This window comes from Thermogutta sp. (assembly GCF_039793925.1).
Classification (GTDB): Bacteria; Planctomycetota; Planctomycetia; order Pirellulales; family Thermoguttaceae; genus Thermogutta.
Window position 1 is genome coordinate 56,347 of sequence record NZ_JBAMME010000343.1, and the last position, 21,582, is coordinate 77,928.

Below are 21,582 nucleotides of genomic sequence, written 5' to 3' on the forward strand. Positions count from 1 at the left end.
TTCGTGAACTCGATCGAGCATCAAATTGAGCGGACCCGCACGGAACCCCATATTTCGTTCTTCTTTGAGCGGAACGTTGTTGCCTGGGAGAACGACAGTCCGCTGCTGGGTAGCAACTGGAACGACAATAACTTCCGGATGGATTACAATCTATACTGGCACGGAGGAAAGCCGGTCCGTTTCCCGGGCAATCTGACCCTTGAAGAGTGGCAGAAGCAGCGTGGGCAGGATGTCCATTCGATCGTTGCTGATCCAAAATTTGTGGATCCCGCAAGCGAGGATTACCGGCTTCAGCCGGATTCGCCGGCCTTTAAACTGGGATTTCAGGCGTTCGATCCACGGGAAGCTGGTCGAACCAGCCCTCCGGTGCTGACCGCCAACTTGCCGGAGGTGCCTGCTGGGTTGCCGAAGGGTGAATGACCGGCTACGAAAGCGAATCGAAACATCAATCATTTCGGGAGGGTCTGCTATGCGTGTCAGTTGTATCCGCGTTGTTCTGGGATTGGTCCTGTGTGGTGTAGGGTTGGGATTTTTGGGTTCCGCCTCCTACGCGGAAGAGTCGCCATCCCAATGGACGGCACCGCCGGAGTCTCTCGCCAAGTGGCGGGCCATGAGGTTCGGGCTCTTCATTCACTGGGGGCCGGTCAGTATCAAGGGAACGGAGATTGGATGGTCTCGGGGATCTCAGGTACCCATCGAAGAGTACGACAATCTCTACAAGCAATTCAATCCCACAAAATTTAATGCCGATGAGTGGGTGGCCACCGCCAAAGAGGCGGGCATGAAGTACCTCGTGATCACCTCCAAGCACCACGACGGGTTCTGTCTGTGGGATTCGGAATACACCGATTACGACATCATGTCCACGCCGTTTAAACGGGATGTGCTCAAAGAGCTTTCCGAGGCCTGTCGGCGCCAGGGAATTGTCTTCTGCACGTACCACTCCATTTGTGATTGGTACCATCCCGATTACCCACTCGGTTCCCCCGGCGGCAGAACGCGAAAGCCGAATCCCAATATGGATCGCTATGTTCAGTATCTCCACAACCAGACGGCGGAGATCATTCGGAAATATGGACCGCTGGGGGTGATGTGGTTCGACGGTGAGTGGGAAGAGCCCTGGACCCATGCGCACGGCCTGGCTCTGTACAAACACATTCGCACGCTCCAGCCTGATATTCTCATCAACAATCGCGTGGATAAAGGTCGTCGGGGCATGGAAGGAAGCACGGAGGGGCCCGATTTCGTTGGCGATTTTGATACGCCCGAACAGCGTGTCGGCACATTCAATCGGGAACGTCCCTGGGAAACGTGCATGACAATCTGTCGCCAGTGGGCGTGGAAACCCAATGACGAGCTGAAAAGCCTCAGCGAGTGCCTGCAGATTCTTCTGCGGACGGTGGGCGGGGATGGCAATCTGCTGCTCAACGTGGGGCCTATGCCGGATGGCCGAATCGAGCCCCGCCAGGTGGAACGCCTCAAGGAAATCGGTGCCTGGCTGAGAAAATACGGCGATGGTGTCTACGGGACGCGTGGGGGGCCATTCAAACCCGGTTCGTGGGGAGCCTCGACCTGCAAAGACAACAAGATTTATGTCTTCGTCTTCAATTGGCCACAGGAAGGTCCTCTCGTCCTCCCGGCGATCAATCAAAGGGTTCTGAGTGCTGTGGCGCGGACAGGGGGTGACCTCAAACTCGAACAAACCAACACGCAACTCGTGGTTCATCTTCCGCCAAAGGATCGCGACCCGCTGGTCACGGTGCTGGAGCTGACGGTGGAGGGACAGGCCTTTGATATTCCGCCGGTGGCCGTGCCCGCCCTAAGCGGCGCGCTGAGTGTCGGGAAGCCCGCCAAAGCCTCAAACGTTTTTCAAAAGCAGGTGGCACAATTTGGACCACAAATGGCGGTGGATGATGATCCTGAGACCCGTTGGGCGACGGATGCCGGCACTCATACCGCGTGGCTGGAGGTCGATCTTCAGCGGCCCTGCAGTGTCAATCGGGCTGTCATCGAGGAGGCCTACGCCCCACGCGTCCAGCAATTCCAGATAGAATATGCGCAAGGGGATCAATGGATCCCCTGTTTCAAGGGAAGCAGGATCGGGGAACACGCCGAGTTTCGCTTCCCGGAGGTCATCGGGCAGCGGTTTCGCCTCAATATTCTAAAGGCAACAGAAGGGCCGACGATCTGGGAATTTCAACTTTTCGGCAGGGAGCAAAAGTGAGGAGGACTTTTCCGGTTTATGCCTCGCGAGGTGATTCGCGTCGAGTCGCTCGATGATCCACGTCTGGCTCCCTACCGCAACCTTCCCGAACGAACACTTCGTGGGGAATCAATCTTCATCACCGAAGGTTGGCTGGTCACCGAACGACTTCTCAAGAGCCAGTACGAAACAGAGTCCGTGCTTCTTTCCGAGGATTGTGCCGACCGATTTATCGACCAGATTCCTGCTTCCATCCCAGTTTATGTAGGCTGCCGAGAACTTCTCTATCAAGTGGTGGGATACCAGTTCCATCAAGGTGTTCTTGCGGTCGGTAAGAGACGGATTCTACCGTCGGTCAAGGACGCGTTGCCGCCCCCCGAGAGGCCCGGACCGCTCCTTTTGGTTATCTGTCCGCAGATCACTAAGCCGGACAATATCGGCCTGGTTTTTCGATCGGCCGCCGCTTTCGGCGTCGATGCTGTCATTCTGGGGGAGCGCTGTGCGGAACCTTTTTCGCGGCGGATTCTCCGCGTTTCGATGGGAGCGGTCCTGCATTTACCCCTGGCGAAGACGAAGAACCTTCGTACCGAGCTTGAGGCACTCAGGCGCGAATGGCGAGTGGAATTGGTGGCGACCGTGCTTGATCCCACCGCTGTAGCGCTCCCCGATTTCACTCCGCCTGAAAGGGCGGGACTGCTTTTGGGGCATGAGACAGAGGGGCTTTCCGAAGGCTGGGAGGACCTCTGTGATCATCGCGTCACGATTCCCATGTCGCCGCTCGTGGACTCGCTCAACCTGGGTGTAGCGGCCGGGGTGTTTCTTTATGAAATCCGGAGATCGACTCTATCCCGGCGCTGTCCCTCGGCACAGGGGCTACCGCTTCCATCGAGTTCCGATCGATGACAATTCCATCCAGACCGCGTGCGTCCCACGGCTTTTTTTAGACTATGACGAAGCAGAAGGATTGTCGAGGCTGTCGCGGCTGACCTATCTCGCTTTTTATAACGATCTGTGAGAGGCTCAGGGCACATTTCTTCTAGGGGCAATTCATGAATTGCCCGTACCGTTTGCACAGGATCTGAACTAGGCAGAAAAATCGTGATTGGAGAGTGGATTGTCCAACATTAGAAAGCGGACGTGATAAGCACGTCCCTCCGGGGATGGACGTGACAAGCAGGTCCCTCCGAAGGCTTTCTTTGTCCTTCCTAGCAGCAAAGTCAAAGTAGGGATGAGTCAGTCGCCATGGTTGTGGATGAAGTTTGACCGAGTGGGTAAAATAACGTGAATCGCGCAGGTCGGCCCGTGCCGAGTTAGTAGGAGAGACAGACTGGTGGACATAAAAAAGGGGCCCTGTTCGCCGGACACAGGGACCCCTGGGTCGGCCGCCCAAGGACGGGCGTTCAAGGGAACGTCCGCACTGTGAAGCCCCAGCAGCCGTGTTTGATCGTATCGGAGTTTTGAGGCCGCCAACTTTAGACTCTGCCCGGGTAACTGCCCATTCCCCGTGAAGACCCTACGCAAGTTGCAGTTCCTGCGCGGACGGCGGACGTTTCTGCGACTGAAAGCGCACGGCAGTTCGCACCCGGCCGACAATTTTGCACTGGATCACGCAGCAACGCGGGGCAGAGTTGACGGCTCACGGGTAAAATTTATCTTTTGGAAGATCTTTTGCATAGCGGGGAAGAAAACACCAAGGCAAGAAGAGAAGAGATGGAAAAGATTGCGAAACTTGCTCTGGAAGACGGCACGGTTTACACCGGTGTGGCCTTTGGTGCCGAAGGAGAGGTGGACGGCGAGGTCTGTTTCAATACCTCGATGACCGGGTATCAGGAAATCCTCACGGATCCCAGCTACCGTGGGCAGATCGTTGTCATGACGTATCCCGAAATCGGGAACTACGGCGTCAACGAAGAAGACTTCGAGAGCTGGAAGCCCCACTTGGCAGGTTTCGTCGTGAAAGAGCGCAGCCGCCGCGTGAGTAACTGGCGGGCCACCGGAGACCTGGATCAGTTTCTCAAACGCTTCGGCATTGTCGGAATGGAGGGGATCGACACGCGGGCGCTTGTCCGACGTATTCGCATCCACGGGGCTATGAAAGGGGTGCTCTCCACCGTGGACCTGGATGATGCAAGCCTTGTCGCCAAGGCGAAGGCCAGCCCAGGGCTGGTGGGACGGGACCTCGTGCGTGAGGTGTTGCCTCCCGAAGCCTTCGAGTGGCGTCAGCCCCTCAGCCACTGGACGAGACTTAACGGTCAGGTGTTGCGAGAAATTCCCCCGGATGCCCCCCACGTGGTGGCCCTCGACTATGGCATGAAGTACAACATCGCCCGGCATCTGTTCAATACGGGTTGCCGCGTTACGGTATTGCCGGGAACGGCAACCGCGGAGGACGTGCTCAAGTACCGGCCGGACGGGGTCTTTCTTTCCAACGGACCGGGCGACCCCGAACCGGTCCGCTACGCCCAGCGGACAATCGCCCAACTGCTCGGCAAAGTGCCTATCTTCGGCATTTGCCTGGGGCACCAACTTCTTGCTCTTGCCTGCGGAGCCAAAACGTTCAAGATGAAGTTCGGACATCGGGGGGCCAATCAGCCGGTGATGAACAAGGATACCGGCCGGGTGGAAATCACATGCCAAAACCACGGGTTCGCTGTGGATCCCGACACCCTGCCGCCGTACCTTGAGGTGACCCATTGGAACCTCAACGACAACACCGTCGAAGGATTGCGGCACCTCGAGGTCCCGGCATTTACCGTTCAATACCATCCCGAGGCCTCGGCCGGTCCGCACGATAGCCACTACCTGTTTGAGAGATTCCGGCAGTTGATAGAGGAATATCGTGGCGCCGCGGCAAAGACCGCGTGATCGCACGGAAAGTTCGATCTCTGTTCCCCAAAATGGGTGTGGCCAGGACGGTAGCAGCCGGAAGCTTTTTCGCTCTTAAAGGAGATCCAGACCGATGCCAGTCACTCTGGTTGCAGTGATCATCGTTTGTGATCTGCTCATTGTCGCGGGGTTGGCCGCCTTTTTTCTCACCGGCGCCAGTCATGTGACGGCCCTCATTCCCACTTTCACCGGGCTCATTCTCCAGGCTACGGCGGGGGTGGCTGTGTTAATGCCTTCCGTTCGCCGATCGTTCATGATCGTCACCGCAGTGCTGGCAGTAGTGGGAATTGCGGTGGCCCTTTCTCGCCCGATCTTGAAGGTCTTTGCTGGGGCTACGCTGGAGTGGAACGCCGCCCTTATTTCGCAGGTCATCATGGCCTTGGGTTGCGCCGCGGTCTGCTGTATGGCAATTGTGTTTCTCCTCGGTCCTTCCGAACCCTGAGATTTTTCGGGATTCTGTCGACGTAGTGGAGGCAACCAGCGGATGCTTGGAATGCCGCGGACGGATGTGTGCCCTTTTGCCATGTGCACCATCCGAGAAATCTGCTCAGCAAGACCACCATCTGCCGCGAATGCTGCGAGGCTCCGGGCTGGACATCATGCACCCGGCCAAGCACTGGGGAACATGTTTCGATGGTGCGGCAAAGTTCTATAAAATGGCATGGAAGGTTGACTGCTTATCATGCGGAATGACGGAAATCACAGGACCGAGATATGATCATTGGGGTTCCCAAAGAAATCAAGCCTGACGAATACCGCGTGGGGATGTTACCGGTCGGCGTGGAGGATCTGGTCCGCGCCGGACACAAAGTGATTATGGAGGCTGGGGCAGGATTTGCTTCGGGGATTTCTGATCATGAATACCTTCGGGCTGGAGCCGAGATCGTGTCCTCTGGCCGAGACGTGTACGAGGCTGCAGACCTCATCGTCAAGGTCAAGGAACCCCAACCGTCGGAGATCGCGTTCCTCCGCCCGGGGCAGGTGATCTTTTCTTTTTTTCACTTTGCTGCGGATCGCAATTTGACGGAACAATTCCTGGCCAGCGATGCCATCGCTGTCGCCTATGAGACACTCCAGGATGATCGTGGCCGACTGCCTCTCCTCACTCCGATGAGTGAAGTGGCCGGACGCATGAGCATCCAGGAAGGTGCCAAATACCTGGAACGCCCGCAGATGGGTCGGGGGGTGCTGCTGGGCGGAGTGACCGGCGTGGCACCGGCCCGAGTTGTCATTCTGGGGGGTGGGGTGGTTGGTTCCAACGCTGCGAAGATGGCTGCGGGATTGGGTGCCTCCGTCGCCGTTCTCGACATTGATCTGGATCGACTCCGTTATCTGAGCGATGTCCTGCCGCCCAATTGCGCTGTACTCTTCAGCGATCGGCACACAATCCGTGAGCAGCTCCGTCAGGCCGATCTGATCATCGGAGCAGTCCTGATTCCTGGTGCCCGCGCCCCGCGCTTGATCCAGGAGGAAGACCTCCAGCGGATGCCGCCGGGCTGCGTTATCGTGGATGTAGCGATCGATCAAGGGGGATGTTGCGCTACCAGTCGGCCGACGACACATGCCCAACCGATTTATCTTGTCAACGACATCGTCCATTACTGCGTGACCAACATTCCGGGAGCGGTTCCGCGGACTAGCACTCCTGCCCTGTGTCATGCCACGCTTCCCTGGGTAAAGCGGCTGGCGGATTTAGGTGTTGAACGGGGAGCGCAGGAATTCCGAGAGCTTGCACGCGCGGTCAACATTTATCGGGGAGAAATCACACACCCCAACGTGGCCCAGGCCTTCGATTTGCCATACAGCCGTCGTTTCATTTAACCGCATGTGTTGAACATTTGCTGATCACTAACAAAAGAGATGACATCTCCCGCAGAAAAACCGTCCTCCACTTTTCCCTCCCGACTGGTCGCGGTGGGGCTCGGTTCCAATATCGAAAATGCGGAGGAGATTCTTCGAGCAACTTTGAAGCACTTGGCGGAACAGCACTTTCTGGAACTGGAGGCCATCAGCCGACTCCGTCGGACACGTCCCATCGGCGGTCCTGCCGGACAATTGCCTTACATGAACGCCGTTGCACTCTTGCGTACCACGCTATCGCCACAGGCCATCTGGGATGTGTTGCGCGCTGTGGAAGATCGGTTTGGACGGACACGCGAAACGCGGTGGGGGCCCCGCAGTCTTGATCTCGATATCCTGCTTGACGAGGCCGGTCCGGTGTGTGAGGACGGGCTTTACGTCCCCCATCCACGATTGGCCGCCAGAAGATTCTTCCTGGAAGCGTTGGCCGAGCTTCGGCCCCAGTGCTGGCACTTTTGGAGTGGACTGAGCATCGGCCGAATCCTCAACATCCTCCGCGAAGCTCCCCGATGGATCATCGTCATTCCCGAGACTTTTCCTGGGCCCCGGGCGGTTACCTCGTCGGCTGCTGGCCTCACTGACACCGCTGCATCCCCCACCGATTTAACATCACCTCCCAAAAGTGCAAACCTCGAAGAGGAGAACAGTTTTCTCCTGCGCCTCACGGTCAACGGCCCTTTGACTGCATTGCCTTCCGACCTTTCGTTGGGCCTTCCGCAGCGGCTGGGACTCGAACCCGTGGACGAAGAACGGGTGATCTTGTGGTGGAAGGAGTTGGAGCACCAGCTCCGTGAGGGTCAAAACGTGGCCACCGCGCTCCCCCCGACAATTTCCACCTGGCGCGGTCATGTTAGATCGGCATCGTCGCAAGCGGCTCCAAACGTTTTTGATAGTCTCCTCGCCGCCACCCCTCCCAAGCGAGACTCACGTGCCAACCGAGATTCGCCGGAGCGGGGGATTGTACTTCGGCCGAGGCTCGTGATATTAGGGCCACTGGCTGCTCGGTGGGAGTTTTGGTCTTCCGACTTTCCCACAGAAACCGCGGCGTCTTCCCACAGTGAAGATGGCTTCCTGCATCAGGCGCTTCTGATACGAGTTCGCCAGGGAACGCCGGTCGTGCTTGTGGAAACTTCCGACCCGAAAGAGTGGCCGGACCACGTCCGTACAGCGCTGGAAGCCACTGAAGAGGTCGGCACATTGGTGTCGTAGCCGTCCTTTTCCTGGTTTTCACTGAAAACAGCCGGAAAGCGGTCTCCTCACACAACTTCTCCCCGCCTCTTAATGGATGCGGAAGAATCGAGGATAATGAAGTGAGTAATATACGTTTGAGATGTCGCCGCACCCGCTGGAAAAGTTGCAGACGATCTGCGGGGGAGTGGCGGAGGTGTTCGTCAATCAAGCGATCTTTCGAGCCTTTCGAGGATTGTCATCGACCGTTGGGCCTTTCGGTGGGCTTCGGCCTGAGGCCACCCTTTAACAGTGCCAGGAGCATGCTATGGCAATGCCCACAGTTATTCGCTCGGCCCAGGAAATGCAATCTCAAAGCCGGCAATTGCGTCGGGCCGGGCGGAGGATCGGTTTTGTTCCCACGATGGGGGCGCTCCATGAGGGCCATCTTAGCCTGGTCCGCGCGGCCAAACGAGAGTGCGAAGAGGTCGTCGTATCGATCTATGTGAATCCAACGCAATTTGGGAGAGGTGAGGATTTCGAGCGGTATCCCCGTAATTTGGAAAAAGATTTGGAACTTTTGGCCGACCTCGACGTCCCCTGGGTATTCGCCCCGACAGACAGCGAAATGTATCCGACAGGTTTCGATACCTGGGTGGAGGTGGGGCGAATGGCACAGCCCTGGGAAGGAAAGTTTCGGCCGGGACATTTCCGGGGGGTGGCCACCGTGGTCCTCAAACTCTTTCATCTCGTGGAGCCCGACATTGCCTACTTCGGCGAAAAAGATTATCAGCAGCTTCTGGTTGTGCGGCAGATGGTCCGTGATCTGAATCTCGCCGTGGAGATCCGGCCGTGTCCCACGGTCCGAGAGCCGGACGGTCTGGCGATGAGCTCCCGCAATCAGTACCTCAGCCCAAAGGAGCGAGAGGACGCCCTGGTGCTGTACCGCAGCCTGTGTCTGGCCCAGGAGCGCGTCCGTGCCGGGGAGAAGGATGCCCACGCAATCGCCGTAGCGATGCGCGAATTGATCAGCAGTGTACCGTACGCCCAAATCGATTACGTGGCCCTGGTGGATCCCGAAACGCTGGAAGAGGTGCTCACCATCGATCGGCCGGTGCAGGCTCTCCTCGCAGTGCGCCTCGGTTCCACCCGGTTGATCGATAACATGCGGATTGTGCCCCCATCTGAATGATTTCCTGACAACGGCCACTTGTACTGGGACTTTCAAGAGTCCAAGAAAATCAAAAACGATCTGCATTTCTGGCTCAAACCAATCATAATAGGCCCGGCGAAGTGAACTCATGTGGCGGACGCTGTTTTACATTCCGGAACGGATCGGATCGGTACCCCTGTTTGGCCTGGGATTGCTCTTCTGGCTGTGGATTGCGTGGAGTGCTTTCACCCTGATTTGGACATTACGTCGACACGGCTGGACAGGTGAATTCTGGAATGCCGTCGTCGTGCACGGGCTTGTGGCGGTCCTCATTGCTTTTCTGCTTCCTCGCCTGAGTGTGGACATTCCGGGAGTTTACGACGGAGCAGGTCGCCCTCTGCGGGGGCTTCCCGTCCGCGGCTACGGGACGATGCTCTTAGTGGCCGTACTCGCATCGGTGGGGTTGGCCATTGTGCGAGCCAGAAAAAGGGGATTCTCGGCAGATTGGGTAGCCAACCTCGCACTGTGGTGCATTATTCCTGGAATCATTGGCGCTCGCGTGTTCCATGTCATTGAATACTGGCCTGTTCACTACGGGCCTGTGTGGCAGACACAGGGGCCGGCGGCAGGTCTGGCTGCCGTGCTCAATGTGACCCAAGGCGGGTTGGTCGTGTATGGATCGCTGCTGGGGGGCCTGGCCGGGATCGCTTTTTATGCCTGGCGGCAGAAGGTCAGATTACTGCTCGTCTTCGATCTGCTAGCGCCTTGCTTTTTGTTGGGATTAGCGTTCGGTCGGATCGGGTGTTTTCTCAACGGCTGCTGTTTCGGCGGCGTGTGCGAATTGCCCTGGTCGGTGCAGTTCCCGGCTGGTTCGTTCGCCTATCTCAGCCAGCTTGAGCACGGCCAACTGGCCCTCTACGGGATTCGATTTCGCGAAGATCCACGCGATCCAGACCGTCTGCCGGTCATCGTGGAAGTGCTGCCACACTCGGCGGCTTCGCGTGCGGACGTTAAGCCGGGGGAACACATTGCAGAGGTAAACGGAAGGCGCCTTACCGGTTCTGGAGGTCAGTCGCCCGTCGCCGTGTTGGTCGAAGAGCTGGTGGCCAACAGTGGGAATCCCGTCCTCATTGAGGGGGGACGCGGGTGCGTCTGTACGGCCACCGGAGCGGCGCCATCCTTCACGCAACATCCGGCAACTTCCGGAAATCGGCCTCGGGCCAGCACAGAGGGGGTCTTTTTGCATATACGAACACGAGAAGGGGGCGACTACGTGTGGGAATCCCGCAACGAAATTCCAGCCCGCAGCCTTTACGTCCACCCCAGTCAGCTATATAGCGCTGTCAACGCTCTGATTTTGTGTTTGTTTCTGTTGGCGTATGAGCCGTTTGCTAAAAGCGAGGGCGAACTCTGGGCGTGGTTGTTGACACTGTATCCCCTGACACGCTTTATCTTGGAGATCATTCGTGCGGACGAACCGGGAAGCTACTGGGGCCTGACGATCGCCCAAGTGGTGAGCATTATTCTGTTTGCCCTGGGACTTGCCACGTGGCTTTACATCCTCTGGCGACGTCATCTGCCCGCAGGAGAACAAACCAATTAGGATAGAAGAATGCTTTGCCGTTTGCGGGAGAGTGAGTTTCGGCTGTCCCGTGGCTCTCCCGGTCTAAGATCCGTATGGGCTATGTTTCCAGAGGTGGTTTGATTCGCGGTCAGCAAGTGAAGACATAGAGTGGGAAGAGTTCAAAGACCATGTCGGCATCCGATTCTCACAGTATCATTTGTGTCAGCATTGCTCGAGGACGCCATCGGCATGTGATCGCAGAGCATCGGTATCTTGCGGAGCAGGGCGTGAAGCTGGTCGAAATTCGGCTCGACTACATCAATGGTCCTGTCAACGTGAAGCGGCTCCTCAACGAACGTCCCTGCCCGGTGATCATGACGTGCCGCCGAGAACGTGATGGGGGACGGTTTCGGGGGACTGAACAGGAGCGGCAGCTCATTCTTCGGACCGCCATCGCCGAAGGAGTGGACTACATCGACCTGGAAGAGGATATCGCGGCCTCGATTCCCCGATACGGCCAAACCAAACGCATCATCAGCTATCACAATTTTCACGAAACGCCGCAAAATCTCCAGGCCCTTTACGATCGCATGGCCGCCCTCGATCCGGACATCATCAAGATCGCCACGGTGGCCAACCACCCTCAGGATAACCTCCGGATGTTCCAGCTTGTGGCGCAGAGCCGGATTCCCACAGTCGGCCTGTGCATGGGGGATATCGGAATCCCGTCGCGCATTCTGGCAGGCAAATTTGGAGCGCCCTTCAGTTATGCGGCCTTCCATTCAGAACGGACGCTTGCTCCCGGGCAACTTAGTTTTGAAGAGATGCGCGATGTGTACCGCTACGAAAGCCTTCGGCCGGATACAGAAGTGTATGGCGTGATCGCGGATCCGGTGGGACACAGCCTCAGCCCGCTCATCCACAACGCGGCGTTCCAACGCCTGGGGCTGAACAAGGTGTACATTCCCATCCGGGTGCCCCGGGAAGATCTGTTCGAGTTCATCGATCAGGCTCCCCAATGGGGAATCAAGGGATTAAGTGTGACCATTCCCCACAAAGAAGCAATCCTGGCCAAACTGACCAAGGCCGACAGCATCGTTCGCGGGATTGGAGCCGCCAATACCGTGATCTTCGATGGAAAAGAACGCCTTGGGTATAACACCGATTGTCGGGCCGCGCTGGAGGCTATTGAAACGGCTCTGGGCGCTTCCCCCAAAGATCCTGCCCCACTCAAAGGAAAACATGCGCTGGTTCTGGGGGCGGGTGGAGCCGGCAAGGCCGTGGCTTACGGTCTCCTGCGAGCGGGAGCCACGGTTACTCTCACCGATGGCGACGAGGAAAAGGCTCGCCTTCTCGCCGAGAAGCTCGATTGCCCGTATGTCAAATGGGAAGACCGCCATTCGGTTGCCTGCGACATCCTGGCCAACTGCACGCCCGTGGGTATGCACCCGAATGTGGACGAAACGCCGTTCGATCCCAAGTACCTTCGCAGTCATATGCTTGTTTTTGACGCTGTTTACAACCCCGAGAACACGCTGCTGATCAAGGACGCGCGGGCGAGAAACTGCAAGGTTGTCACTGGTGTGGAGATGTTCGTTCGGCAGGCGTGCATGCAGTTCAAACTCTTCACGGGACTGGACGCGCCCGCAGATCTTATGCGGGAAGTGCTCAAACGGGCAACGTCCCCAGCGAAATGGTGACCCTCTCCGCGGCATGGGGAACTTCGAGGGGCATGAGTCAAAAAAACCGCCCATGGGAACCCGGCATCGTCACAGCCCGGCAGCGGCAGTATACTTTAATTTTTTGGCATATTTTTTGAGATTGTGCGATTTGCGGCACAGAAGGGCCCTCTACAAAACAAGTAAGGACCATCCCAAATTCAGTAACCCAGGCCTTTTTCCTTTTTTTAGAGGAGGAGCATTGGAAGGCAATGATCACTCAGGCGGATATCGAGAGGCTACGCAAAGGCATTGGGGAACACGCGGAACCTGTGCTGTCCCTGTATTGCGACGTCAATCCTGCGAAGCCGGAGAATGCAGGCCGTGCATGGATCAAACGCTGTAAGAACAGTTTGGGCGAAATTCCGGAATTGCGCGTTCCCAGGAAACGGGCGAAGACCCTTTATGAAGAAATTTTGACACTTCTGGATCTCTCCGTTCCAGAAGCGAAGACCATGGCCCTTTTCGCCGCCGAAGATGAGCACGGAAAACTCACAACCGAGCGCTTCGACCTCCAGGTGGAGCTTCCCGTTGTGGATTTAGCGCACGGGCGGGTAGAGGTCCGCTGGGGGAAGCCCTACATTACACCTCTGGTTTTTGCTTTTGACGAGTACGAACGGGCGGGGGTTCTCCATCTGCGGCGCTCCCAGTGGCGATTTTATGAGATCTTTCTGGGCGAGGTTCGCGAAGACACCCAGATTTTTGCAGAGATCACACCAAATGAGTGGAAGGAACTCGCCGATTACCGCAAGGTTCTGGAAGGGGGACTGTTGCGGGCGAAGTCGGTCCGGGATCAGGACAAATACCGGGCCAAGCTGCAGACCTGGGCCCGCAATTTCTACTCCAAGCTGGCCCGATTGCTCGAACAATGTGTTCTGCGGCTGGATGTGAATCGACTCGTTCTGATGGGCGACGACTGGGAAACTGGTTTCTTCGAGGTATTTCTCAATCGAAATTTGCGGGGACGGCTTGTCGGTCGAGTGGGGCATCCACCGGTCATCGACAAGGCAAGTTCCAAAGACATCCTGGAAAAGGTCGAGCCACTCCTCAGCGAAGCAGAACGACGGGATGAGATGCGTCTTTTGACGGAAATTCGCGAAGGTGCCGGAATCTGGGGAGTGGAAAAAACGTTGGAAGCGCTCCAGATGGGACGCATCCAGGTCCTCGTGCTTCCCTGGAACCTGGATCTGAAAGTGTGGCGTTGTCCGCACGAAGGTTTCCTCGCGGAAACGAAGGAAACAGCTCTCAGTTTCTGTGAACAGCCTGTGGAAATCCCGTTCCGCGACCACGTCTTCGACATCGCCGAGGATTACGGCTCGCGTCTGGAATTTGTCCGCGGTGAACCGGAGCGCATTCTCAAGGAGGAAATGGGGGGCATGGCAGGAAAGACTCGGTGGTGAAAGTTCCTGGGGGGCAGAATTGACCGGCGTGGCCGAAAGTCTACCCTTCGCCTAAGTGGTCCGATACCCCCTCTAGATGGCAGGATAGTGAGTTTTTCGCTTTCGGCTGCGGCGCACTGATCGTCGTGAGATATAGTTCTTTGGGTTGGTCGTGAGGCTGCCGCAGCCACACAGAATGCGGGCAAGGTAAAGGAGTTGTTGGTGACCTTAGTGATAAATTTTCGGGAGATCTCCGTATGACGCCCGATCCCAAGGAAATTGCTCCGTGGATCACGTACCGGCCGGAATTGAAGGTCCTCGATTGCACGGTCCGCGATGGTGGATTGGTGAACGACCACCACTTTTCGGACGATTTTGTGAAAGCCCTCTACCACACGTGTGTGGAAGCGGGCATCGACTACATGGAGATCGGCTACAAGGCGTCGAAGCGGGTGTTTCAACGGGATCGCTTTGGCACCTGGAAATTCTGCGATGAAGATGATGTTCGCCGGGTTGTGGGCGACAATCCCACATCCCTCAAGCTGGCGGCCATGATGGATGCGGGCAAGTCGGACTGGAAAACCGATCTCCTTCCCAAAGATCGCAGCGTTTTCGACCTGATTCGGGTCGCCTTTTACGTCCATCAGACCATAGAAGCCTGCGAAATGATCAAGGCCGCCCATGAAAAGGGTTATGAGACTTCCGCAAACCTAATGGCGGTGTCCCAGGCCACTGAGGTGGAAATCGAGCAGTGCCTGGAGTTGATCATGGAGACCCCCGCTCAGGTCATCGTGGTGGTGGACAGCTTTGGCGCCCTTTATACCGAGCAGATTGAACGTCTCGTCAAGAAATACCTCAGTTACGCTAAAGAACGGGGTAAAGAAGTGGGCATCCACGCGCACAACAATCAGCAGTTAGCCTTCGCCAACACGATCGAGGCCATCATCCACGGTGCGAGTCGAGTGGATGCCTCTATGGGGGGATTGGGACGCGGTGCGGGCAACTGCCCGATGGAGCTTTTGATCGGGTTCCTCCGCAACCCAAAGTTCCATATTCGCCCGATTTACCGGTTCCTGCAGGATTGGATTGAACCGCTCCGGGCGGAAGTGGAATGGGGACCGTACGTCCAGTACAACATCACCGGCCAGTTGAACCTGCATCCCCGGGACGCCATCGAAGCCAGGAAGAACCCGGAAGACCGCAATAAGTTTGTGGATTTTTACGACCGCGTAACGGCGGAGTCGTGACACCGTTGGCCGGGTAAAAAGCGCGGTACTCGTGCGTGGGAGCGGACGTTGAAATGGCGTGCTTCTTGATCATCACAGGCCTGGCGAATTTCGTGGCCGGGTTCGGTCTGGCCATGTGCCTCGGGATCGGACCGAGCAGCCTCAGTGACGTGCTGGCCGTTCTATTGAACAGGCCCCTGAAGAAGGAGGGATTCAGAGATTGAGTCAATAGAAAAGAGCGGACGAAGTCTCCTCTGATTTCAGGACCGGGCGGCGTATGCTTCCGCAAATTCCAGGATCCACTTGTCAATAATTTCTTGGAAAGTTTCCAGATCGGCCTCGTTGAGCGGTTGATAGAAACTGCGATTGAAGAGCTCCTTGTCGCGGACGGTGGCTTTTCCGGCCAGATCGAGCACGAAGTACTCCGAAAGCGGTCGGACCACCAACTCGATTCGGCTGTAACGTCGTTGGGGCGGTTGGGTGTGGCGGTCGATGTCGTCACGGCTGAGAGCCGCTCCCCAGCCCCGTTCGGCAATCACAGTTTCAAACTGGAATCCCGGAAAGTGTTCCTGAAGTTTGCGGAGACACTGCTCGATGTAATCGGTCAGTTGCAGTCGCAGTTCGCTGTGGCGCGAACGAAGTTCCTGTTCCGTCATGGCACGGCGGGCTTCCGCTTCCGCCTGCATGTCACGACGGCGTCGGCCTCTCTCGATCGCCTGCTGCAATCGTTTTTCAAAGTCACTCATCAGTTTCTATCTTGAAACGGACTTTTTCGCTGGACTGGTTTTCGGAGGACGGCTCTTTGTGGCTCTCCTCTTTCGTTACGCGATATACCTATCGCTGTTCGGCCCTTTATAATCATAAACCTCCCGGCGACATTTGTCGCCATCACCTGCATCCACCCTATTTCCCACTCTTTGCGTGGATTCGAGAGAGACAAAGCGCTCAACGGTTTGGAGGGGCAATTCGCGAATTGCCTTTATAGTTAAACAGGAATTCAACCGACCAGACGGAGCTCATTGCTCAAGTGGAGTATCCATCGTTGAATTGTAGGTCTCACAAGCAGGTCTCTCCAAAAGGCTGTGGGGCTCGCCTTTCGCGCTGGTCTGACACTGCTTACGTGGTGCTCATTTTTGCGTAAAGCGGATTCACGCTGCTCCGGCGGTTTGCTAATTTTCCAGCTTCTTTTGAATTTTCGCCCATTCGTCTTTGAGTGTCACCGTGCGGTTGAAGACGAGTTTTTCCGGGGTGGAATCAGGATCCACGCAGAAATATCCCAGACGTTCAAACTGGTATCTTGTACCCACTGGAGCTCCCTGAACGCTTGGCTCAATCTTGGCGTTCGGAATCACCTCCAGAGAGTTCGGATTGATATTGGCCCGCCAGTCCATTCCTTCTGGTACATCATCGGGATCTGGTTTGGTGAACAGGTGGTCATACAGTCGGACCTCGGCTTCGATACAGTGAGCTGCCGACACCCAGTGAATGGTGGCCTTCACCTTTCGACCGTCGGGGGCATTGCCGCCTTTGGTGGAGGGGTCGTAGGTGCAGTGGACTTCCAGAATACGGCCGGTCTGCGGATCTTTGACCACGCCCGTGCATTTGACGAAGTAGCCCCAGCGCAGCCGCACCTCTCGGCCTGGTGACAGGCGATAGTACTTGGGCGGAGGCACTTCCCGAAAGTCATCTTCTTCAATGTACAGGACCTTCGAGAACGGCACCTGGCGCGTGCCCATCGAAGGGTCTTCGGGATTGTTGACAGCTTCCAAAATTTCGGTTTGGCCATCGGGATAGTTGTCGATCACAAGTTTAATGGGATGGAGCACCGCCATCACGCGGGGAGCCCGCTTGTTCAGGTCTTCACGAATGCAATGTTCCAGAAGTGCGATGTCCACGACGCCATCGTACTTGGAAACGCCAATCCGCTGGCAGAAATCGCGGATGGCCTCAGGCGTGTAGCCACGTCGGCGAAGTCCACGGATGGTGGGCATCCGCGGGTCGTCCCAACCCCGCACATAGCCCTCCTGAACGAGCTGGAGGAGGCGTCGTTTGCTCATGACCGTATAGGTCAAATTAAGTCGAGCGAATTCGATCTGCCGGGGGGCGTAAATTCCCAGTTCTTTGAGGAACCATTCATACAGCGGCCGATGCACTTCAAATTCCAGCGTGCAAATGGAATGCGTGATCCCCTCAATCGAGTCTGACTGGCCATGGGCCCAGTCATACGTGGGATAGATGCACCACTTGTTGCCCGTTCGATGATGTGGCGCATGGATGATCCGGTACATGACCGGGTCACGCATGAGCACGTTCGGGTGGGCCATGTCGATCTTCGCGCGAAGGGTCCGCGAGCCCTCGGGGAATTCTCCCGCCCGCATTCTTCGGAAAAGATCCAGATTTTCCTCCACAGAGCGGTTGCGATAGGGGCTTTCCCGGCCCGGTTCGGTCAGGGTCCCTCGATATTCGCGGATTTCATCGGGCGAAAGATCGCAAACGTAGGCCTTGCCTTTCTTGATGAGCTCCTCCGCCCATTGATAGAGCTGTTCGAAATAGTCAGAGGCGTAATAACAGCGGTCTTCCCAATCGAACCCCAACCAGCGGATATCTTCTTTGATGGCCTCGACGTATTCCGTGTCTTCTTTGGTGGGATTGGTATCATCAAAGCGGAGGTTGCACTTTCCCCCGAACTCCTGGGCGATACCGAAATTGAGACAGATTGATTTGGCGTGCCCGATGTGCAGATAACCGTTCGGTTCCGGGGGAAATCGGGTATGGACGTGGTCGAATCGTCCGCTCTTGAGATCTTCGATGATCGCTTCCCGAATAAAGTCCGTCCCCTGGCACGAGTCACAACCCGGGGTCGTGCCCGTGGGGTGTTCTTCAGAGAGCACCTTTTTTTCCGGAGTTTTGTTTTCCACGTCAGCCATGACGCGAATCCTTAGCTTTTCTTGGCAATTCTGCTGGCTGATACTTCCCCGCGATTGCGTTAGGCACTTTCAGGAGATGGCCTGGCGGCCGAAGTGGCGAATTTGTCGCGGGCCATTTTCAATCGGCGGCACACGCTGTCACGTCCCAAGATAGCGAGTGTTTCGAACAGCCCGAAGCCGACACTTCGCCCCGTAACCGCCACCCGCAATGGATGCACCACCTGGCCCAGTCCGAGTTGCTCCTTTTCCGCCCATTGGTGGATGAGCGTTTCCAGATGGTCTGCGGTGAAAGGTTCGGCCTGCCGCAACACCCCCTCCAAACGTTCGAGAACCTCTGCCACCCCTGGTTGTTGGAGCCGTTTAGCCACATCTTTTTCGTCATAGGGTAACTGTTCATCGGCCACAAAAAACTCAGGATAGTTCAGAATCTCCCCGGCGACGCGCAGTCTCTCACCCGCCGCTTCCACAACTCTGGCGATTTTTTCTCGCAGATCGTCGCTCACCGAATTGGGAATCCACCCGGCCCGCTGAAGGTACGGAATGACCATCTCCACCTTTTGCAGAATGGGCACCTCCCGCATATGTCGCTGCTGGAAGGCCAGCAATTTCTTGGGATCGAAGCTGGCAGGCGATTTGTTTACCCGATCCAGGGAGAACACACGCACGAGTTCCTCCCGTGTGAAGTGTTCAGTTTTATCGTCGAGTGACCATCCCAGCAGGGCTAGATAGTTCACAATGGCATCCGGCAAAAAGCCAACGACCTTATAAAAATCGACAATGACCGGATTGAAAAGTTCGCTGGAAGCCGCGTGCCCAATTTTTTCGGCGATTTTTTGTCCGAGTTGCATAAGCTCGGCGAAGTCCCGGTTTTTCAAATATTTGTCAAGCTTACGCTTGCTGAGCTTGACCCTACTTCCCGGCTCCGCCACCACCGGAAGATGGGCAAATTGCGGCGGTTCATATCCCAGCGACTGAAGAATGAAGACCTGCCGGGGGGTGTTCGAAAGGTGCTCTTCCGCCCGAATCACGTGCGTGATGCCAAACTCGTGGTCATCGACGGCACTCGCCAGATGATAGAGGACTGTGCCGTCGGAACGCTGGATGACGTGGTCCTGTTCTTGAGACCACTCAAATTCTACGGGCCCACGAATGAGATCATGGATTATGAGCTTCCCCTCGCGGGGCATTTTCAGACGGACAACCCCTTGGCGCCCCTGGGCCCGAAAACGGGCAGCCTCCTCTTCCGTCTCCGCCATGAACCGGCGGCTGTAAACGAAAGGACGTTTCTCCGCCTGGGCGGCTTCCCGTTCCGCCTGAATTTCCTCTGGCGTGGCAAAGTCCCAGTAAGCGTGACCGCTTTGGAGAAGACGGCGCACGGCCTCCTGATAGATGGGCAACCGTTGCGACTGGAAGTAGGGAGCGTGCGGCCCACCAACTTCCGGCCCTTCATCCCAATCAATTCCCAACCACCGCAGCCCATCCAGGATCGGCTGAAGTGCTTCTTCAACGTTTCGCTGCTGGTCCGTGTCGTCAATCCGGAGGATGAATTGCCCTCCATGACGGCGGGCGAACAGCCAGCAGAAGAGGGCTGTACGAACACCGCCAATATGGAGATAACCCGTCGGACTAGGGGCAAATCTCGTGCGAACGGTCATCTTCTTCCGTGTTCTTCCCTAATCGTTATTAATCGACTGGAGATTTTCAAATATATCAATCGCCTAGGTGGCTGCAGGACCGGCCTGCCGTCGTTGCTCCATGGCGTCGATATAGGCCCGAAGCCGTTCCAGCTCATCGGTCACATGACGGAGCTTGAGCATGTTCTCAACGCGCTTGAGTAATTCCGGCTTGTGGATAGGTTTACTAAGAAAATCGTCACATCCGGCCGCGACAGCCCGCTCGATGTCGCCCAACTCGTTCAGAGCTGTAACCATCAGGATCATGATGTCTTTGGTGGCGGGGTCGCTTTTCAGCCGTTGGCAAACCTCGAAGCCACTCATTTTCGGCATCATGATATCGAGGAGGATCACGTCCGGATGCACTTTGCGGGCGAGCTCCAGAGTTTGCAGTCCATCGCTGGCGACATAAATCTCGCAGTCGCACTGCGAGAGATAGGCTTCCAAAAGCTCTACATTGGTGGGGTGGTCGTCCGCTATGAGAATTTTGCTCTTTTGACTCATTATTCCCCTCGTCGTGGTGATTGTACTTCATGCCAGGATGTATTGCGACTCAGGGACCTGGCTACCGAGGGCCTGTGCATGCATATTGGCTCATTATACCCGCTGGCCATTTTCGCCGAGAGAGATCTTCATCCGCCTGCCGCCTGATGTTCTTGCAGACAATTTGGAAACCACGAGGCGGGAAGCAAACCCTAGTTCATCCACAAATCGATCAGCCTGGGGTATTTGGGGATGAGACCGTCAAGGAACGCTCTCTCAACGATCTGCCGCCTGCGATGATCGCCGATTGGTCGCTGAATGACAGCGGGGGTTATAGCCATAGCTGGAGTCGGCCGCCCAGCATATCCGGAACGGCCTTCCGCGCGAGCTTCTCGATCATTCGCGGCGTGTACCGGATGCTGAAATGAGAGGCAATAATGAGTTCATTCTGAAACCGGTCTCGCCGCGCCACGAGATCGTCAATATGCACATGTCCAAATTTACGAATTTTTTCCCCACGGTGATGGGGAGAAAGAAAGGTCACCTCCATGATGAGCACTTCCGCCCGGTAAAGGTCCGGATACTCGTCCAGGACGTCCACGCGTGTATCACCAAGATAGGCCACTCGGGGAAGGCGTATTTCGTTGGTGACCTCCACCCCGCTGAGGCGCAGATCGCGGATTTTCTCGCCGGGCAGGCCGTGGAACTCGGGCTTCAGTTTTTTTCGACGCTCCCAGACAATAAATCCGAGAGAGGGGACGGTGTGCTGGGTGGGAACCGTCGTGACAACGAGTTCCCGCGAAAGCTCGAATTCCTGGCCGGGCGCCGCGGGAATAAGCTGGCAGGGGAGACGTCCCCGATCCAACCGCGCGACCACGTGAAGAAGTTTTTCCACCAGGGGAACGGCCTGCTCCGGCAGGTAAATGGTGGGCGGCTCCATCCTCATCATCCGCCGCCGCGAAACATACGCTGGAAGGGCCACCACGTGGTCAATATGCGTGTGCGACACAAACCACGAGGGCGTCCCCATAAACGCCCAGGGTTGAGCCCCCAGATCGAACCCCAGCCGGAACTCCGGGATCCGCCAGTACGTCTGGAAGGCGGCCCTGGAATACCCCTCTATGGTGATGTTCTTGTGTGAGAGCCGCTTAATCGGCAAATCTTCCAGCAGGACCGACTTCAGGGCCTGTTCTTTGGAATCTTTCTGAGGCCGCTCGTCTCGATTCTGTGGTATGCGACTTTCCGAATTCACCGCGGCACGCTTTCCCGTTGGGACCATCACGTCTCGAGGTTGGTGCTTCCCGCACTTGTTCACAGACTCTCCCTCAAACCAGTCAGACCCG

The 21,582-nt window shown here is 56.7% G+C and carries 17 protein-coding genes and 1 pseudogene; 13 read left to right on the forward strand and 5 right to left on the reverse strand.

The genetic code is table 11. The features are described from left to right. The 13 genes and pseudogenes from ABJK56_RS18755 to ABJK56_RS18815 form a co-directional block, all read left to right on the forward strand. Nucleotides 1-420: pseudogene (locus ABJK56_RS18755) on the forward strand (hypothetical protein); the annotation flags it as partial. A 49-nt stretch (nt 421-469) separates the two neighbouring features. After that, nucleotides 470-2,224 carry an alpha-L-fucosidase gene (locus ABJK56_RS18760; protein ID WP_347246216.1) on the forward strand — a complete coding sequence of 585 codons (1,755 nt, stop codon included), beginning with the start codon at nt 470-472 and terminating at the stop codon, nt 2,222-2,224. A gap of 18 nt (nt 2,225-2,242) precedes the next feature. After that, on the forward strand, nt 2,243-3,106 hold the full coding sequence (locus ABJK56_RS18765; RefSeq protein WP_347246217.1) for an RNA methyltransferase: 864 nt from the start codon (nt 2,243-2,245) through the stop codon (nt 3,104-3,106). Nucleotides 3,107-3,913: 807 nt separating this feature from the next. After that, the gene (gene carA, locus ABJK56_RS18770) at nt 3,914-5,068 is read left to right on the forward strand and encodes a glutamine-hydrolyzing carbamoyl-phosphate synthase small subunit (RefSeq protein WP_347246218.1); all 1,155 of its coding nucleotides are present in this window, start codon (nt 3,914-3,916) and stop codon (nt 5,066-5,068) included. 94 nt (nt 5,069-5,162) lie between these two features. Further along, nucleotides 5,163-5,531: a hypothetical protein gene (locus ABJK56_RS18775; RefSeq protein WP_347246219.1), complete on the forward strand. Its 369-nt coding sequence runs from the start codon at nt 5,163-5,165 to the stop codon at nt 5,529-5,531. Between the two features lie 272 nt (nt 5,532-5,803). Then, entirely contained in the window at nt 5,804-6,910 is a 1,107-nt protein-coding gene (ald, locus tag ABJK56_RS18780; protein ID WP_347246220.1) for an alanine dehydrogenase, read from the forward strand. Between the two features lie 39 nt (nt 6,911-6,949). Further along, on the forward strand, nt 6,950-8,158 hold the full coding sequence (gene folK, locus ABJK56_RS18785) for a 2-amino-4-hydroxy-6-hydroxymethyldihydropteridine diphosphokinase (protein ID WP_347246221.1): 1,209 nt from the start codon (nt 6,950-6,952) through the stop codon (nt 8,156-8,158). A gap of 286 nt (nt 8,159-8,444) precedes the next feature. Further along, nucleotides 8,445-9,308 (forward strand): pantoate--beta-alanine ligase, encoded by an 864-nt coding sequence (gene panC / locus ABJK56_RS18790; protein WP_347246222.1) that lies wholly within the window; start codon nt 8,445-8,447, stop codon nt 9,306-9,308. Nucleotides 9,309-9,417: 109 nt separating this feature from the next. Continuing rightward, a complete protein-coding gene (locus tag ABJK56_RS18795) occupies nt 9,418-10,872 on the forward strand; it encodes a prolipoprotein diacylglyceryl transferase family protein (RefSeq protein ID WP_347246223.1) in 1,455 nt (484 codons plus the stop codon). A gap of 149 nt (nt 10,873-11,021) precedes the next feature. After that, complete coding sequence (gene aroE, locus ABJK56_RS18800; RefSeq protein ID WP_347246224.1) at nt 11,022-12,533, forward strand: shikimate dehydrogenase; 1,512 nt, start codon at nt 11,022-11,024, stop codon at nt 12,531-12,533. 230 nt (nt 12,534-12,763) lie between these two features. Continuing rightward, entirely contained in the window at nt 12,764-13,951 is a 1,188-nt protein-coding gene (locus ABJK56_RS18805) for a VLRF1 family aeRF1-type release factor (RefSeq protein WP_347246225.1), read from the forward strand. 236 nt (nt 13,952-14,187) lie between these two features. Continuing rightward, nucleotides 14,188-15,177 carry an aldolase catalytic domain-containing protein gene (locus tag ABJK56_RS18810; RefSeq protein WP_347246226.1) on the forward strand — a complete coding sequence of 330 codons (990 nt, stop codon included), beginning with the start codon at nt 14,188-14,190 and terminating at the stop codon, nt 15,175-15,177. 53 nt (nt 15,178-15,230) lie between these two features. Continuing rightward, the gene (locus ABJK56_RS18815) at nt 15,231-15,380 is read left to right on the forward strand and encodes a hypothetical protein (RefSeq protein ID WP_347246227.1); all 150 of its coding nucleotides are present in this window, start codon (nt 15,231-15,233) and stop codon (nt 15,378-15,380) included. 36 nt (nt 15,381-15,416) lie between these two features. On the opposite strand, the gene ABJK56_RS18820 is transcribed toward ABJK56_RS18815, so the two are convergent. From ABJK56_RS18820 to ABJK56_RS18840, 5 genes are all read right to left on the reverse strand, one after another. Then, on the reverse strand, nt 15,417-15,902 hold the full coding sequence (locus ABJK56_RS18820) for a hypothetical protein (RefSeq protein WP_347246228.1): 486 nt from the start codon (nt 15,900-15,902) through the stop codon (nt 15,417-15,419). Nucleotides 15,903-16,325: 423 nt separating this feature from the next. Further along, nucleotides 16,326-18,083 carry a glutamine--tRNA ligase/YqeY domain fusion protein gene (locus ABJK56_RS18825; protein WP_347246229.1) on the reverse strand — a complete coding sequence of 586 codons (1,758 nt, stop codon included), beginning with the start codon at nt 18,081-18,083 and terminating at the stop codon, nt 16,326-16,328. A 59-nt stretch (nt 18,084-18,142) separates the two neighbouring features. Next, the gene (gene gltX / locus ABJK56_RS18830) at nt 18,143-19,738 is read right to left on the reverse strand and encodes a glutamate--tRNA ligase (RefSeq protein ID WP_347246230.1); all 1,596 of its coding nucleotides are present in this window, start codon (nt 19,736-19,738) and stop codon (nt 18,143-18,145) included. Between the two features lie 63 nt (nt 19,739-19,801). Continuing rightward, nucleotides 19,802-20,260, reverse strand: a complete 459-nt coding sequence (locus ABJK56_RS18835; RefSeq protein WP_347246231.1) for a response regulator — start codon at nt 20,258-20,260, stop codon at nt 19,802-19,804. A gap of 310 nt (nt 20,261-20,570) precedes the next feature. Then, the coding region (locus ABJK56_RS18840; protein WP_347246232.1) for an MBL fold metallo-hydrolase at nt 20,571-21,582 on the reverse strand (1,012 nt) is incomplete at its 5' end.